Below are 13,893 nucleotides of genomic sequence, written 5' to 3'. Positions count from 1 at the left end.
AGAACGCGGTCGAGCCACTGAAAAATGGGGGAGAAGGCCACGATGCTGCTGAGTTTCCGCGTCGAGAACCACAAGTCCATCCGGGACGAGCAGCAACTCCTCCTCACCCCCGTCTACGACGACGCCCGCCCCGAGAAGGCCGGTTGGGAGGCCTCCACCGTCGCGGGGATCTTCGGCGCCAACGCCTCCGGCAAGTCCAACATCCTGGACTCCCTCTCGCTGATGCGCGACACGGTCCGCTGGTCGATGCGGGACAACGAGCCGGGAGCGGGGATGCGGCGCCATCCCTTCGCCCTGGGCGGGGCCCGGGGAGAGCCCACGACGTTCGTGGTCGATCTCGAGGCCGACGGAGTCCGGTACACCTACGGTTTCGCGATCGACGACCGGAGGGTGACCGAGGAGTGGCTCTACAGCTATCCGAAACAGCGCAAGCGGGTCGTCTTCGAGCGTGAGGGCAGTGACTTCGAGTTCGGGGAGCACGCTCCGGGGAAGCTGCGGCAGGTCGCGGAGATCACCGGGGAGAACGTCCTTTTCCTCACCGTTGCCGCCCGGGCCTCGAACGAGGTCGTGGACCCCGTCTACCGGTGGTTCTCCGACCGCCTCGTCTTCGCGGCGGAACGTCTTCCCGGACGCCCCCTGTGGCTGCGGCGCGGTGGGGTTCCCGAAGACGCACTGAACGCTCTGTCCGACCTCCTGAGGTCCGCCGACACCGGTATCCGGAGCGTCGAGCTCAGGGAGGAGGAACCGATCGACCTCCTCGACCGGGCCCTGAGCCGTCAGCAGGGAACACGTGACACCTCTACGGAGCGAATTTTCCGTGAGCTGCTGAAGGCCCGGCTCGCCCAGGACGGGGATGTCGAACCGCAGGGCAGACGCCCCCGCAGGGACCTTCCGCCGACGCCTGTGTTCAACCACGGCGGCACGGCCCCCGACCGCCCCCTGCGATGGGAGGAGGAGTCCAGGGGGACCAGAGCCCTCGCCGCACTCGGCTTCGAGGCCCAGCGCGTCCTGGAGCGCGGCGGGGTACTCGTCGTGGACGAGATCGACGCCAGCCTCCACCCCTACCTCTCCGCCCGGGTGATCTCGCTCTTCCAGGACGAGGAGCAGAACCCCGCGGGCGCACAGCTCGTCTTCACCAGCCACGACGCCGCACTCCTCGGACGGGTCCGGGGAGCAGAGGTCCTCAAGCGCGACCACATCTGGTTCGTGGACAAGGACGGCGAGGGCCGCACGTCCCTCTACCCGCTCAGCGACTTCAAGCCCAGGGGCGACGACAACCGGGCCAGGCGCTACCTCACCGGGCGCTACGGGGCCGTCCCCGACGTGGACGACGAGCTGTTCCGCGAGGCCCTCGCCAGGAGGGAACGGCACCCGGCCGAGGACGGGGAAGGGGCGGCACGCCGGTGAGCAAGAGGGCCAAGAGGGAGCGAGAGACCAGGCTCGAACGCCGCCGCCCCCACCGGGAGGAACGGCGCGTCTACCTCGTCGTCTGCGAGGGCGGGACCGAGAAGGCCTGCTTCGACGGCATGAAGAGGCACCCCGACGTGCACATGCACACGCTGCACGTGCGCAGGTCCAAGCATCCCCAGCGCGAAATCGTGGTGCGGAGCGCGGCCGAGGCAGGACGGGACGAGTACACGCAGATCTGGGCCGTGTTCGACACCGACGGAGAGGACGTCGCCTCCCTCGTCGCGGAGGCCCGGCGCTCCGGGGTCGAGGCCGCCCACTCCACCCCCACGTTCGAGACCTGGCTCATCCTCCATTTCAAGGACCACCGGTCCGCGCTCGTCGACGGGGCCCGGGCCGCGGGAGCGCTGAAGGCGCTCCTGCCCCGGTGGAGCAAGGGCGGGACGCGCTTCGAGGACTTCTCGGACGGACTCCGCGACGCCTGTGCGCGGGCGGAACGCCTTCCGCCCGGGGGAGATCCGGGGACGCGGGTCCATCTCCTCGTCGGGGCCGTCCTGCGCCCCTGACCTCGGAGGCGGGTCACGGTTCCGTGACCGGGCACAGCTGACACACTGGTGAGGTGGGTACTCAACAGACTTCAGCAGAGCTCTTCGAGCGGGCAGCCGCCGTCGTTCCCGGTGGCGTGAACTCGCCCGTGCGCGCCTTCGGCGCGGTCGGCGGCACCCCGCCCTTCTTCGTCCGGGGCGAGGGCCCCTACCTCACCGACTCCGACGGCCGCCGGTACGTCGACCTGGTGTGCTCGTGGGGACCGCTGATCCTCGGGCACGCCGCCCCCGCCGTCGTGGACGCCCTCCACACGGCGGTCGACGCGGGGACGTCCTACGGGGCGCCGACGCCGGGCGAGGTCGAGCTCGCCGAGCTGATCGTCGGCCGCACCCCCGTGGAGAAGGTCCGCCTGGTCAACTCCGGCACCGAGGCGACCATGTCCGCGATCCGCCTCGCGCGGGGATTCACCGGCCGCAGCAAGATCGTCAAGTTCGCGGGCAACTACCACGGCCACGTCGACGCGCTCCTGGCCGCCGCCGGCTCCGGTCTCGCGACGTTCGCGCTCCCCGACTCCCCGGGCGTGACCGGCGCCAGCGCGGCCGACACCCTGGTGCTGCCCTACAACGACGCCGAGGCCGCCGAGCGGGCGTTCGCCGAGCACGGCGACGACATCGCCTGCGTCATCGCGGAGGCCTGCCCCGCCAACATGGGCGTGGTCCCGCCCCGGGCCGGGTTCAACGCCCGCCTCAAGGAGATCGCGCACGCCAACGGCGCCCTGCTGATCCTCGACGAGGTCCTGACCGGATTCCGCGTCAGCGCGTCCGGGTGGTACGGCCTGGAGGGCGTCGCCCCCGACCTGATGACCTTCGGCAAGGTCATGGGGGGCGGCCTGCCCGCCGCGGCGTTCGGCGGACGGGCCGAGATCATGGACCGGCTGGCCCCCGGGGGCCCCGTGTACCAGGCGGGCACCCTCTCCGGGAACCCCCTCGCCACCGCGGCCGGGCTCGCCACCCTGCGCGGCGCGACCCCCGAGGTGTACGAGCACATCGACCGCGTGTCCGCGCAGGTGCGGGCGGAGGTCTCCGGGGCGCTCGACGCCGCCGGGGTCGTCCACCGGGTCCAGGGCGGCGGCAACCTCTTCACGGTGTTCTTCACCGACCGGGAGGCCGTCGACTTCGACAGCGCCCGCACCACGGACACGGGCGTGTTCGCCGCGTTCTTCCACGCGATGCTCGACCAGGGCGTGTACCTGCCGCCCGCGGCCTTCGAGGCCTGGTTCTTCTCCGCCGCGCACGACGAGGCGGCCGTGGACAGGGTGGTCTCGGCACTGCCCCGAGCGGCCCAGGCAGCGGCAGAGGCCCAGGGCTGACCCCCCGCGGTCCGCCCCATGACCCCGAAAGAAAGACTCACACGATGACGACGACGACCGTCGTGCACCTGCTGCGGCACGGAGAGGTGTACAACCCGGACAAGGTGCTCTACGGAAGGCTTCCCGACTTCCACCTGAGCGAGCGGGGCCGGCAGATGGCCGAGATGGCCGCGGAGTGGTTCGAGGGCCACGACATCGCCGCGCTGTTCTCCTCCCCGCTGGACCGGACCCAGGAGACAGCCGTCCCGCTCCAGAAGATGCTCGGCCTCCCGGTCACCCTCGACGACCGGCTCATCGAGTCGGCCAACAAGTTCGAGGGGATGGCGCTGTCCCGGAGGTCGATGCGCGACCCCCGCGTGTTCAGCCGCGTCTACAACCCGTTCCTGCCGTCCTGGGGGGAGCCGTACTCCGAGATCGTCACCCGGATGGTCTCCGCCGTCAAGGTCGCCCGCCGTGCGGCCTGGGGGCGCGAGACGGTGCTCGTCAGCCACCAGCTGCCGATCTGGATGGTCCGCCGCGCCGCCGAGGCGAAGAGGCTCTGGCACCGGCCGGACCTGCGCGAGTGCAATCTGGCGAGCGTCACGTCCCTGACCTTCGCCGACCAGCGGCTGGCCAGCGTCAGTTACGCCGAGCCGGCCGCCGAGTTGTACCGCGACGAGCCGTCGGTGCCCGGGGCGTGACACGGAGCGCGTACCCGTAGCGGTAAGCTGGTGCTTCGGGTGCGGTAGGCGTGCGCTTTTCCGGCGTTCGGCCTTCCCGGGGCACGCCCCGGTCGCATCGGCCACCCCGCGCCCTGAGCGCGTCGGTGCCAGCGGGCCCAGCAGCCGCATCCGAACCCCTTGCCGGTTTTCACCGCCCAGCGGTTCGGCATGTCCGTACTCATCGTGAGCGAGAAGGTGATCCCATGGGTTCCGTCATCAAGAAGCGTCGCAAGCGGATGGCGAAGAAGAAGCACCGCAAGCTGCTCAAGCGCACGCGTATCGCGCGTCGCAACAAGAAGTAGGAACGGTCGCGGCGAAGTCGTCTCTCCGCGGGCGTGGGCGTGCCCCCGGCTCGTCCCGGACGCGGAGACACCTTCCCCCTTTGCGCGCGCTTTGCCGCCGCAATGGAATTTTCTGGGTGAGGCGCTGTTGTGCCTCACGGGTCGCGGTCGCCGGCTCACCCTCGTGGTGAACGGTCCGCGGACCTCCCGGAACAGCTCCCGTCTCCTTCCAAGGAACGTGTCGCCATGGCTCGTGTCGTACTCGTCACCGGGGTGTCCAGCCCCCTTGCCGCCAGGGTCGCGCAGACCCTGAGCGAGGAGCCCGGTGTCCGCCGGGTGATCGGCGCCGACTCGTCGCCGCCGCCCCAGGACACGCGGGGTATCGAGTACGCCCATGTCGACCTGCACGACGGGAGCCTCGACCGGATCGTCACCGACTCCGGTGCCGAGCTGGTGCTGCACCTCGGGCTGGACACCGAGGGCGCCCCGAACCGGGAGGACAACCTCCTGGGGACGATGCGGGTGCTGGGCGCGGCCCAGCGCTCCACCTCCGTCCGGCGCCTGGTGGTGCGCTCCAGCGCCACCCTCGACGCCGACGACGCGGCCGAGGTCGAGCGCCACACGCGCGGCCTCCAGCGCCGCCGCCCCGACCTCTCGGTGGCCCTCCTGAGGTTCGCCAACCTCATCGGCCCCTCGGCCGACACCCCCCTCACCCGCTACCTCGACTCGCGCCTCGTGCCCACGGTGCTCGGCAACGACCCGCGGGTGCGCTTCCTGCACGAGGACGACGGCGCCGAGGCGCTGGTGCGCATGGCGCTCAGCGACGGGACCGGCTTCTTCGACGTGGCCGGAGCCGATCCCGTGCCGCTCTCGCAGTGCCTGCGCCGCGTCGGCGGCCAGCGGCTGCCGGTCCCCGCCCGCGGCCTCAAGGTGCTGAGCGGCCTGGCCAAGCACGGCCGCATCGGCTACGCGAGCTCCAGCACGACGCGTGCCGTCCACGCGGGACTGCACACCGCGGGGATGGACTCCGACTCCCTGGAGCGGGTGCTGGACTGGTCCCCCGCGTACTCCTCCGCCGAGGCCTTCGAGTCCTACGCGCACAGCCGCGCGTCGTCCTCGCCGCGGCACGGACTGCGCCCGGTCCACGTGCTCGCGCTCGCCCGGGCCACGCTGGGGCGCTGAGCCCCCCTCCCACGGTGTCCGCGCGCCCGTTCCGCACGGGACCCGCCGACCCCCGCCGTTCCGGCCCCGAGCGGTTCCCGGCCCGCGGCCCCGCCGCCCTGGGCGTGCAGCCGCGGTCCCCGCGCCGGAGCCCCGGGCCCACCCACCGTCTCCCCGACCCGCCCCGGTCGTCCTCCGCGTGCCCCGACCGCCGTCCGGGCGGCTTCCGCCGCGGTCCCCGCGACCCCGTTGCGGCCCGTGCCCGCCGCGCGCAGGCCGTCGTGGACGCCTCCGGGGGCCGTGACGCGCGGTCCCGCCCGGCCGCGAGCCTCCCGCTTCGCCTCAGACCGCTCTGCGCTGTCTGACCGCGCGCATGGCGACCGCGCCCGCCACCGCGCCCGCCACCGCCGCGGGGACCGCCACCTTCAGCGCGGCCCGGTGCCGCCGGAAGTCGTGGACCGGCCAACCGTGCGTGCGCGCGTACCGGCGCAGGTCCCCGTCGGGGTTGACCGCGTGGGGCCGTCCCACGAGGGACAGCAGCGGCAGGTCGTTGGAGGAGTCGCTGTAGGCCGAGCACGCGGCCAGGTCCCAGCCCTCCTTGCGGGCGAGCGCGCGCACCGCCACGGCCTTGGCGGGCCCGTGCAGGAGGTCCCCGTTGAGCCGTCCCGTGTACACGCCGTCGACGCTCTCCGCCTCCGTGCCGAGGGCGCCGGTCAGGCCGAGCCGCCGCCCGATGATCTGCGCGAGCTCCACCGGGGTGGCGGTGACCAGCCACACCGGTTCGCCGGCGTCGAGGTGCCGCTGCACCAGCGCGCGCGTGCCCTCCCAGATCCGGTCGGCCATGGTGTCGTCGTAGATCTCCTCGCACAGGGTGACCAGGTCGGCCAGGTCGTGGCCGGCGACGAACGCCAGGGCGGCCTCGCGCGCGGCGTTGATGTGCTCGGGCTGTTCGCTCCCGGTGACCCTGAAGACCGTCTGCCCCCACGCGAAACGCATCAGGTCGCGCGTGGTGAACAGGTCGCGGGCCGCCAGGCCCCGGGCGAAGTGGTAGATCGAGGCGCCCCGCATCAGGGTGTTGTCCACGTCGAAGAAGGCGGCCCCCGGACCGACCGGAGTCGGGGACACGGCGTCGTATGACACGGTTCTCTCCTGGCTTGGGTGGGGGAGGCGGCCCTCCGGTGTCGGGGTGGCGAGCCCCGCGTAGTGCGAGCCTACGACCACCCGCGGGTCGTGCGGGGCCGCTGGGATGCGGTGACAAACCAGGTGATGAAGCTCACAGTGTAAATCCCTGTTGTGGGCCCCACTCTGCGGGATCTTCCCCGAAACTGCCCCCGCCATTCTGGTCAAAGTGCACATCCACCCGTTGGCGTGCAGCATCATTGTCGGGATGGTGACGGTAGGACTGGCATTCATAAGCGCGTTGGTGGGCTGGAGCGCCACCGCCGCGCTCGCCGCGTACGCCCAACGCCGTCCCGGTGTGGCCGCGATCGGGTGGCTCGTCGCGGCACTGGGGATGACGGTGGGCCTCAGCGCGGCCGTGATCGGGGCGATGTTCGACTTCGGCGAACTCACCTTCCGGCTGCTCCAGATCGGTATCAGCCTCCTCGGGCCGCTCTACATGGCCTGGGGCGCCTTCGAGTACGGCGTCCGATCTCCCCGCGGCGTGTTCACCTCGCGGCTGCTGCTGAGCGCGTTCACCATCGTTCCCCTGGTGGTGCTGTCCGTCGACCGGGTGAGCACCCGGTTCGGCGACACCTTCCCCGCCCTGGGCGACCACTACGACCTCATCCCGCGCTCGCTCGTCAACGTCACACAGGTCGTCGCCGCCGTCCTGCTGGTCACCGCGGTCGTCGCGGTGGCCAGGCGCGCCTCCGCCCACCGCAACGCCGACCTGGCGGTGCTCGGCCTGGTCTCCCTCGCCACGGTGCTCTCGGTGCTGGTCGGCCGGTTCGGGCTCGGCCTCGTCGGGCCCCTGCTGATGCTCGGCGCGGTCGCGGCCCTGTGGTGCGCCGCCGCGATGGTCGCGCGCCCCCGCCGCGACCCCTACGACGACGACTACTACGACGACTACGACGACGTGGCCGAGGACACCGAAGACGAACTCCCGGAGGAGCCCGTGCGCCGCAAGCGTCGCAACGCCGACCCCTACGACGACTACTACGACGGTCCGCCGACCCGGCAGGCCCCGCCCGCCAAGCTGCGCGGCGTCATCACGATCTACACGCTCGCCGACGGCCAGGGCCCGGGCTTCGACCGCCTCGCCGACGCCGTCGTCGCCCAGGTCGCCGAGCGTGAGCCGGACACCCTGCTGTTCGCCTGCCACACGGTTCCCAGCGCGCCCTCGCAGCGCATCGTCTACGCGATCTACCGGGACGAGCTGGCGCAGGAGGAGCACGAGCAGCAGCCGCACGTCGTGGAGTTCGCCCGGATCGGCGCGAACCACGTCGTCGCCACCAACGTGATCGAACTCTCCCTGGCGGGCGCCTCGGCCAGCGACGGCCTCGCCGGCCTGCTGATGCCCCGCTGACCTGCGCCTTCAAGGCCCGCATGGCAAGGGCGGACGGCGGTGCGGCCCCTGGCCCCCACCAGGGGAGGTCTCGAACCGGTGTCTTCTCCCCGGAACGCCGAACCGGTCGAGGGGCCCCGGCGTCCAACCCCGGGTGAAGTACCCTTCCCTACAGGTTTCTCCTGACCGGTGCCCGTCGGGCACCGATGGCGTGTGACCGAGACCGGCCGGACAGCCCAGCCGAGAGGCGCGCCGGAGCGAAAGAAAGTGTGCTGGGATTCCCGATGCGTAAATTTCTTGTCGTCCTCCTGATCCTCCTGGTCGCCCTCGTGGTGGCGGCCGACGTCGGGGGACGCAGCTTCGCGCAGAGCGCCGTGGCGCGCCAGCTCGCACAGCAGCTCCAGATGGCGGAGGAGCCGACCGTCGAGATCGAGGGCTGGGCGTTCCTGCCGCAGGTGTTCGGGGGCGAGTACTCCGAGATCCGCATCACCGCCGACACCGCCACCCTCAACGGCGTCACCCTCGAGCAGATCGACGCGACCGCCGCCGGCGTGCGGGCGCCCCTGGCGGACATGCTCGACCAGCCCAGTGTGGTCGCGGGGCAGCTGGACGGCTCGGCCGTCGTCCCCTACTCCTACTTCAACGCCTACCTGCCCGAGGGCATCACCATCACGACGGAGAACGGGCAGCCCCGGATCACCGGTGAGCTCGCCCTCCCGGAGCTCGGCCTGAGCACCTCGGTCAACGCGGGCGGGGAGTTCGGCGTGGACGGCGACACGCTGTCCTTCACCCCCGACGACATCCAGGTCGACGGTGTCCCGGGCGACGTCAGCGGCCTGGTCTCCGGTTCCCTCACCTTCAGCGCGCAGGCGCCCGCCCTCCCCTTCGGCCTGGCCGTCACCGACATGGAGCCCACCTCCACCGGGCTGCGGATCACCGGCACCGGGTCCGACGTCCCCCTGATGGGGGCCGACGCGGCCTGACGGCCCGCACCCGGCGGCGGGGTTCCGGGCGCCGCCGGGAACGCACGGCGCGGGGCGCGCCGACGGCACACCAGGAGGAGGACGGAGCGGTGACGACACGGGACGAGGGCACGCCGGGGGACCGGCCCGCCGCGGTGCGGCCCGGTGCGGCCGACGCGCTGACCTCCGACGAGATCGGCGCCGAACTGGGCGAGCGGGCCACGCTCGTCCAGTTCTCCAGCGCCTTCTGCCAGCCCTGCCGCGCCACCCGGCGGGTCCTCGGCGAGGTCGCCGGGATGGTCGACGGCGTCGCCCACGTGGAGATCGACGCCGAGGCCCGGCTCGACCTCGTCCGCAGGCTCGACGTCGCGGGCACCCCCACGGTCCTCGTCCTCGACGCCGGGGGCCGGATCGTGCGCCGGGCCGGCGGCCAGCCGCGCAAGGCGGACGTCATCGCCGCGCTCGGCCGGGCCGTCCGCTGATCGGGGGTCCCCGTACGCCCCGGCGCGAACGTTCCCCCTGTGATCTACCCCACGCGTGACAAACGCGTCACGGGGACTGTAGCGTCTAGAACGTGACTTCCTTGACGAGCGCGTATCTGACGAAGCGACGGGCAGTGGACTTCTGCCGCGTCGCCGCCGCGCTCTGTCTGTGTCCCTAGGGCGGACGGGCTTCCCGACCCCCGCTCCCTCCGTGCGACTGGCCTTCCACCGTGTACGCAGCAGGGGACGACACACCATGCAGGCCGACCCTCGCGGGCAGTGCTCAACCGCTGTCCCGACCGCACCCGTGACGGCCGCCGCGTACCCCGGGGTCCACGGCCTCCGGGCACCGGTCCTCGCGTTCGCGGTGGTCGCCGGGGCGGCCCACCCGCCGCCCGGCCTGCCGTTCCCCGCCTCCGTACGCCCCCGTTCCGGCCCACCGGCCGAACCGGGGGCCGGCCGGTCGCCACGGTCCGCACAGGGAGCAGGACACGCCTCCGCCGTTCCCGGACCCGCCGGTCACCCGGCGGGCACGGAGCGGCCCGGTATCGCCGCGTCCGCCCCCGCACCCCCCGCAGCCCTCCCCGTAGGCCGTCCGGCCTCCGCCACGGCTGCGGGAAGCACCTTCTCGCCCTCCGCCGCACGGCGTCGGGCAGGACGGCTCGACCCCACGCGTCCCGGGACGGCAGCACCCCGGGAGCACCGACCGCACACGCGACACCGCACAAGAAACACAGGAGGTTCCCTATGAGCCGCTCCGACGTCCTCGTGGACGCCGACTGGGTGGAGGCTCACCTGGACGATGACAACGTGGTCCTCGTCGAGGTCGACGAGGACACGTCCGCCTACGACAAGGGACACATCCGCGGCGCCGTCAAGATCGACTGGAAGACGGACCTCCAGGACCCTGTCCGCCGCGACTTCGTGGACCGGACCGGGTTCGAGAAGCTGCTGTCCGCCAAGGGCATCGGCAACGACGACCAGGTGATCCTGTACGGCGGCAACAACAACTGGTTCGCGGCCTACGCCTACTGGTACTTCAAGCTGTACGGCCACGACGCCGTCCGCCTGCTCGACGGCGGGCGCAAGAAGTGGGAGCTGGACTCCCGCGAGCTGGTGGAGGAGGTGCCCGAGCGCGCCGCCACCGAGTACACCGCCAAGGAGCAGGACACCTCGATCCGCGCCTTCCGCGACGAGGTCGTCGAGGCCATCGGCACCAAGGACCTGGTCGACGTCCGCTCGCCCGACGAGTTCACCGGGAAGCTGCTCGCCCCCGCGCACCTGCCGCAGGAGACCTCGCAGCGCCCCGGCCACATCCCGACCGCGCGCAACATCCCGTGGGCCAAGACCGCCAACGAGGACGGCACGTTCAAGAGCGCCGAGGAGCTGCGGGAGCTGTACACCGGGGCCGGCGTCGACCTGGACAAGGACATCATCGCCTACTGCCGCATCGGCGAGCGCTCCTCGCACACCTGGTTCGCCCTGCGCGAGATCGTGGGCCTGGAGAACGTCAAGAACTACGACGGCTCCTGGACCGAGTACGGGTCCCTGGTGGGCGTGCCCGTCGAGCTCGGAGAGGCGGAGGCCAAGTGAGCGACAGCTGCGGAGCGCCGGTCGGCGGGGTCGCCCTCGCCGACGTCGACGCGGGGAACCAGGCGGTCATCCAGGGCACGGTGACGCGTGACGGCGAGCCGCTGCGCGGCGCCTACGCCCGCCTGCTCAACGCCTCCGACGACTTCGTCGGCGAGGTGGCCACCGGGGACGAGGGGACCTTCCGCTTCTTCGCCGCCGACGGCGACTGGAAGGTCCGCGTCCTGGCGTCCAAGGGCTTCACCGGCGAGTACCCGGTGCGGGCCGAGGTGGGCAAGGTCATCGACCTCCGGGTCCAGGCCTGACCCACGGCCGACACGACAGTTCGGGCGCGGAGCGCCGGTACCGACGGGAGACCGTCCGGGACCGGCGCTCCGCGCTGTCGGGGGCCGGGCGCCGGGGACGGCCGTCCCGCCCGGCCCGGGGGGCTCCGGAGCCGCCCCGCGGCCGGGGCGGTCGCGCGTTCGTCCACAGGGCGCGTCCTGGTCTGGCAGGCCGTTCAGGGTCCTGCTTCACTGGAGGGAGCGCGGGGCCCGGTCGGCCGCCCGGCCGGTACCGGCGTCCGACAGCGTGTCGACCGCGGTGGGACCGTGACAAGCACGCCGGGCAGCTGGCAGCATCGGGCCCACGCTCCGGCCACCGCCGGGGTCCCGCGTGAACGACCCCGGCCGCTCCCTCCCCAGCGGCCGGTCAGGAGGTGTGAGGACGGTGCCCGACCCCCGAACCGGCGGCACGGCCAGAGGAGAGGCCGGGCGGACCTACGTCGGCTGGCGCCACGCGGTGCTCCTCCCGCCTCCGGGACCGGCACCCCGCAGGCCCGTGCCCGCCGACTCCGAGAGCGTCAGCGAGGAGTGGATCGCCGCCCAGCGCGACAGCGAGGCCCAGACCAACCGCCCCCTCTACTACGCCCTGGGCGGGCTCGGCCTGTTCGCCCTGCTGTGCCCGCTGCTGTGGAGCCTGCGCATCCTCCCCGGCAGCTTCGCCCTCGGCGGCGTGTTCGCGTGCGCCGCCGTCGCGGCTCCCGTCGTCTTCGCCCTGGTCCAGAGCCGGCAGGTCGTCGCGGAGCGGCTGGAGAGGGCCCGTGAGCGGCTGGCGGCCGAGCGCGACGAGCGCGAGCGGGTGCTGCACCAGCAGCAGCGCGACCACGCCCGCCGGTACACCGAGTGGCAGGCGGCCTCCCGGGCCTACGAGGCCCAGCCCCGCTGGTACGGGGTGACCGTCCCCGCCGACGCCCGAGCCGTCGTCGTGGTCGGCGGCACGGAGGCGGGGTGGTCGGCGCTGCTCGCCACCGTCGGCGTCTCCCGGCTCCGGGAGGGGGGCGACCTCACCGTCGTCGACCTCACCGGGCGCTCCGTGGCCCGGGAGCTCGTCCGGCTCGCCCGCCGCTGCGCCGTCGACCCGCGCCGCTGGGTGCTGCCCGCCGACCTGCCCCGGATGACGCTGGGCACCAACCTGGACGCGGGCCAGCGGGCGCGCATCCTGTCCGCCGTCGCCGCCGCGTCCGGCGAGGCCGACGACGCGGACGCCGACGAGACCCTGATCCTGCGCCTGCTGGAGGTCCTGGGCCCGCGCGTCGGCATCGCCGAGCTCATCGGCGGCCTGCGCGCCCTCATCACCCCTCTGGAGGACGCGGCCGAGGACGACCCGGCACTCGCCCTGCTCACCCCCGACCAGCGCGTCCGGGTGCGCGAGCGCTGCGCGGACCGTCCCGACGTCCGTGAACGGGCCTGGGAGCTCGAACGCCGCCTCAGCCCCTTCGAGGCCGTCGGCACCCGGGCGGACGACGGCGAGTACGCGCAGGTCAAGATCATCTCCACCGACCGGGCCTCCGGCCGTGCCGCGGCCCGCGTGTACGGGACCTACGCCGTCTCCGCGCTCAGCGAGCTCCTGGAGGGGGCGGCCCCGCCCCCCGGCGGCGGGGGCCGGGGCCGCCGGCAGGACCGGACGCGGACCGTCGTGGTCTGCGGCGCCGAGACACTCCCCCCGGAGGAGGTCGAGCAGGTCCTCTCCGCCGGGGCCGACAGCGGGGTGGAGGTCGTCCTGATGTTCCGCACGCCCTCGACCGCGGCCCTCGCCAGGTTCGCGGACCCCGCCTGCCTGCCGGTGGTGATGCGCCAGCACGGGGAGTCCGCGGAGACCGTCGAGCGGGCGGTGGCCACGGCCCCGGGCCCGCACGATCCCGCGCGGATGAGGCTGCACCGCCTGACCGAGGCGGTCGGCGAGGCGGCGGGCGGCCCGCCCCCCGGCGCGGAGGAGGGGGCCGAGGACGAGATCGAGGCCGACGACCGGTTCTTCGCCTCCCCCCACACCGAGTCCGGAGCGGTCATCCGCAACGCCGCCGCCGCTATCGCCCCCTTGGACCTGGTTCGTCATGTGAGATCCGCCACGTCATGGGGTCGCGCCACCGCCCAGGCGGCGGGAATCGACGCACCTGGCGCCGACGGGGAGGAAGAGGACGCCTTCGTCCGCGTCAGCCTGCTCGACGCCGGGGCGCTCCGCGGACTGCCCCCCACCGCCGCGGTGGTCCTGACCGCCGACGGCCCTGTCCTCGCGGACACCAACCCGGGTATCCTCACCCTGTCCACAGCCACACTGGCCACCGTGGACGACTCCCAGAACTCCAGCACCACGCCGCCGGCCGTACGCGGCACCGGGGCGGCCGAGGGCCGCCGGGGCGGGAGGGGACGGCACGCCGAGGGCGGTCACCCCCGCGCCGACGTTTCCGGCGCCGCCTCCGACACACCCGACGGCACCGCGGTCCGCGACGGATCGCCGGCTCCCGCGGGAGCGGGCGAGTCCCGGGGGCAGGTACCGCCCAACCTGGGACCGCCGCCGGAGAGGCTGGACTGGCGGGTCTGATCCCAGGTGGACAATAAGCTTGGCCCGAC

Annotated in this window: 14 protein-coding genes; 13 read left to right on the top strand and 1 reads right to left on the bottom strand. The window is 73.1% G+C overall.

Translation table 11 applies throughout. From position 1 onward, the window contains the following. Positions 1–42 precede the first annotated feature (42 nt). From ACWGL3_RS02345 to ACWGL3_RS02320, 6 genes are all read left to right on the top strand, one after another. Positions 43–1,407 (top strand): AAA family ATPase, encoded by a 1,365-nt coding sequence (locus ACWGL3_RS02345; protein ID WP_267947773.1) that lies wholly within the window; start codon positions 43–45, stop codon positions 1,405–1,407. Beyond that, on the top strand, positions 1,404–1,973 hold the full coding sequence (locus tag ACWGL3_RS02340; RefSeq protein WP_267947774.1) for an RloB family protein: 570 nt from the start codon (positions 1,404–1,406) through the stop codon (positions 1,971–1,973). Before ACWGL3_RS02345 ends, ACWGL3_RS02340 begins: the two co-directional genes overlap by 4 nt. A 53-nt stretch (positions 1,974–2,026) precedes the next feature. After that, on the top strand, positions 2,027–3,322 hold the full coding sequence (gene hemL / locus ACWGL3_RS02335; protein ID WP_267947775.1) for a glutamate-1-semialdehyde 2,1-aminomutase: 1,296 nt from the start codon (positions 2,027–2,029) through the stop codon (positions 3,320–3,322). A 44-nt stretch (positions 3,323–3,366) separates the two neighbouring features. Further along, positions 3,367–4,002 (top strand): histidine phosphatase family protein, encoded by a 636-nt coding sequence (locus ACWGL3_RS02330; protein ID WP_267947776.1) that lies wholly within the window; start codon positions 3,367–3,369, stop codon positions 4,000–4,002. 224 nt (positions 4,003–4,226) lie between these two features. Continuing rightward, positions 4,227–4,325 (top strand): 30S ribosomal protein bS22, encoded by a 99-nt coding sequence (locus tag ACWGL3_RS02325; protein WP_017621272.1) that lies wholly within the window; start codon positions 4,227–4,229, stop codon positions 4,323–4,325. Between the two features lie 225 nt (positions 4,326–4,550). Next, complete coding sequence (locus ACWGL3_RS02320; protein WP_267947777.1) at positions 4,551–5,486, top strand: NAD-dependent epimerase/dehydratase family protein; 936 nt, start codon at positions 4,551–4,553, stop codon at positions 5,484–5,486. Between the two features lie 321 nt (positions 5,487–5,807). Here the strand turns inward: ACWGL3_RS02320 and ACWGL3_RS02315 are convergent, their stop codons facing one another. Continuing rightward, positions 5,808–6,605, bottom strand: coding sequence for an HAD family hydrolase (locus tag ACWGL3_RS02315; protein ID WP_267947778.1), 798 nt, complete (start codon positions 6,603–6,605; stop codon positions 5,808–5,810). A gap of 247 nt (positions 6,606–6,852) precedes the next feature. On the opposite strand from ACWGL3_RS02315, the gene ACWGL3_RS02310 reads away from it, so the two are divergent. The 7 genes from ACWGL3_RS02310 to ACWGL3_RS02280 all read left to right on the top strand — a co-directional run bounded on the left by ACWGL3_RS02310 (position 6,853) and on the right by ACWGL3_RS02280 (position 13,864). Next, complete coding sequence (locus tag ACWGL3_RS02310) at positions 6,853–7,992, top strand: putative quinol monooxygenase (RefSeq protein WP_452460695.1); 1,140 nt, start codon at positions 6,853–6,855, stop codon at positions 7,990–7,992. A gap of 263 nt (positions 7,993–8,255) precedes the next feature. Then, positions 8,256–8,954 (top strand): LmeA family phospholipid-binding protein, encoded by a 699-nt coding sequence (locus ACWGL3_RS02305; protein ID WP_267947780.1) that lies wholly within the window; start codon positions 8,256–8,258, stop codon positions 8,952–8,954. A 134-nt stretch (positions 8,955–9,088) separates the two neighbouring features. Further along, complete coding sequence (locus tag ACWGL3_RS02300) at positions 9,089–9,415, top strand: TlpA family protein disulfide reductase (RefSeq protein ID WP_267950222.1); 327 nt, start codon at positions 9,089–9,091, stop codon at positions 9,413–9,415. Positions 9,416–9,507: 92 nt separating this feature from the next. After that, complete coding sequence (locus tag ACWGL3_RS02295; RefSeq protein WP_352983320.1) at positions 9,508–9,594, top strand: putative leader peptide; 87 nt, start codon at positions 9,508–9,510, stop codon at positions 9,592–9,594. Positions 9,595–10,162: 568 nt separating this feature from the next. Further along, positions 10,163–11,008, top strand: coding sequence for a sulfurtransferase (locus ACWGL3_RS02290; protein WP_452460694.1), 846 nt, complete (start codon positions 10,163–10,165; stop codon positions 11,006–11,008). Then, a complete protein-coding gene (locus ACWGL3_RS02285; protein WP_267947782.1) occupies positions 11,005–11,310 on the top strand; it encodes a DUF1416 domain-containing protein in 306 nt (101 codons plus the stop codon). Before ACWGL3_RS02290 ends, ACWGL3_RS02285 begins: the two co-directional genes overlap by 4 nt. 403 nt (positions 11,311–11,713) lie before the next feature. Continuing rightward, a complete protein-coding gene (locus tag ACWGL3_RS02280; RefSeq protein ID WP_452460693.1) occupies positions 11,714–13,864 on the top strand; it encodes a hypothetical protein in 2,151 nt (716 codons plus the stop codon). Positions 13,865–13,893 lie beyond the last annotated feature (29 nt).

It is taken from the genome of Nocardiopsis sp. NPDC055824, assembly GCF_053616335.1.
Note: the sequence above shows the minus strand (reverse complement) of the source record. Positions and strands in the feature narration are given on the sequence as shown.

Bases quoted from the DNA above. Each gene is read 5' to 3' on its own strand.
- ACWGL3_RS02345 (WP_267947773.1), top strand. From the start codon at position 43: ATGCTGCTGAGTTTCCGCGTCGAGAACCACAAGTCCATCCGGGACGAG.
- ACWGL3_RS02330 (WP_267947776.1), top strand. From the start codon at position 3,367: ATGACGACGACGACCGTCGTGCACCTGCTGCGGCACGGAGAGGTGTAC.
- ACWGL3_RS02325 (WP_017621272.1), top strand. From the start codon at position 4,227: ATGGGTTCCGTCATCAAGAAGCGTCGCAAGCGGATGGCGAAGAAGAAG.
- ACWGL3_RS02320 (WP_267947777.1), top strand. From the start codon at position 4,551: ATGGCTCGTGTCGTACTCGTCACCGGGGTGTCCAGCCCCCTTGCCGCC.
- ACWGL3_RS02310 (WP_452460695.1), top strand. From the start codon at position 6,853: ATGGTGACGGTAGGACTGGCATTCATAAGCGCGTTGGTGGGCTGGAGC.
- ACWGL3_RS02305 (WP_267947780.1), top strand. From the start codon at position 8,256: ATGCGTAAATTTCTTGTCGTCCTCCTGATCCTCCTGGTCGCCCTCGTG.
- ACWGL3_RS02290 (WP_452460694.1), top strand. From the start codon at position 10,163: ATGAGCCGCTCCGACGTCCTCGTGGACGCCGACTGGGTGGAGGCTCAC.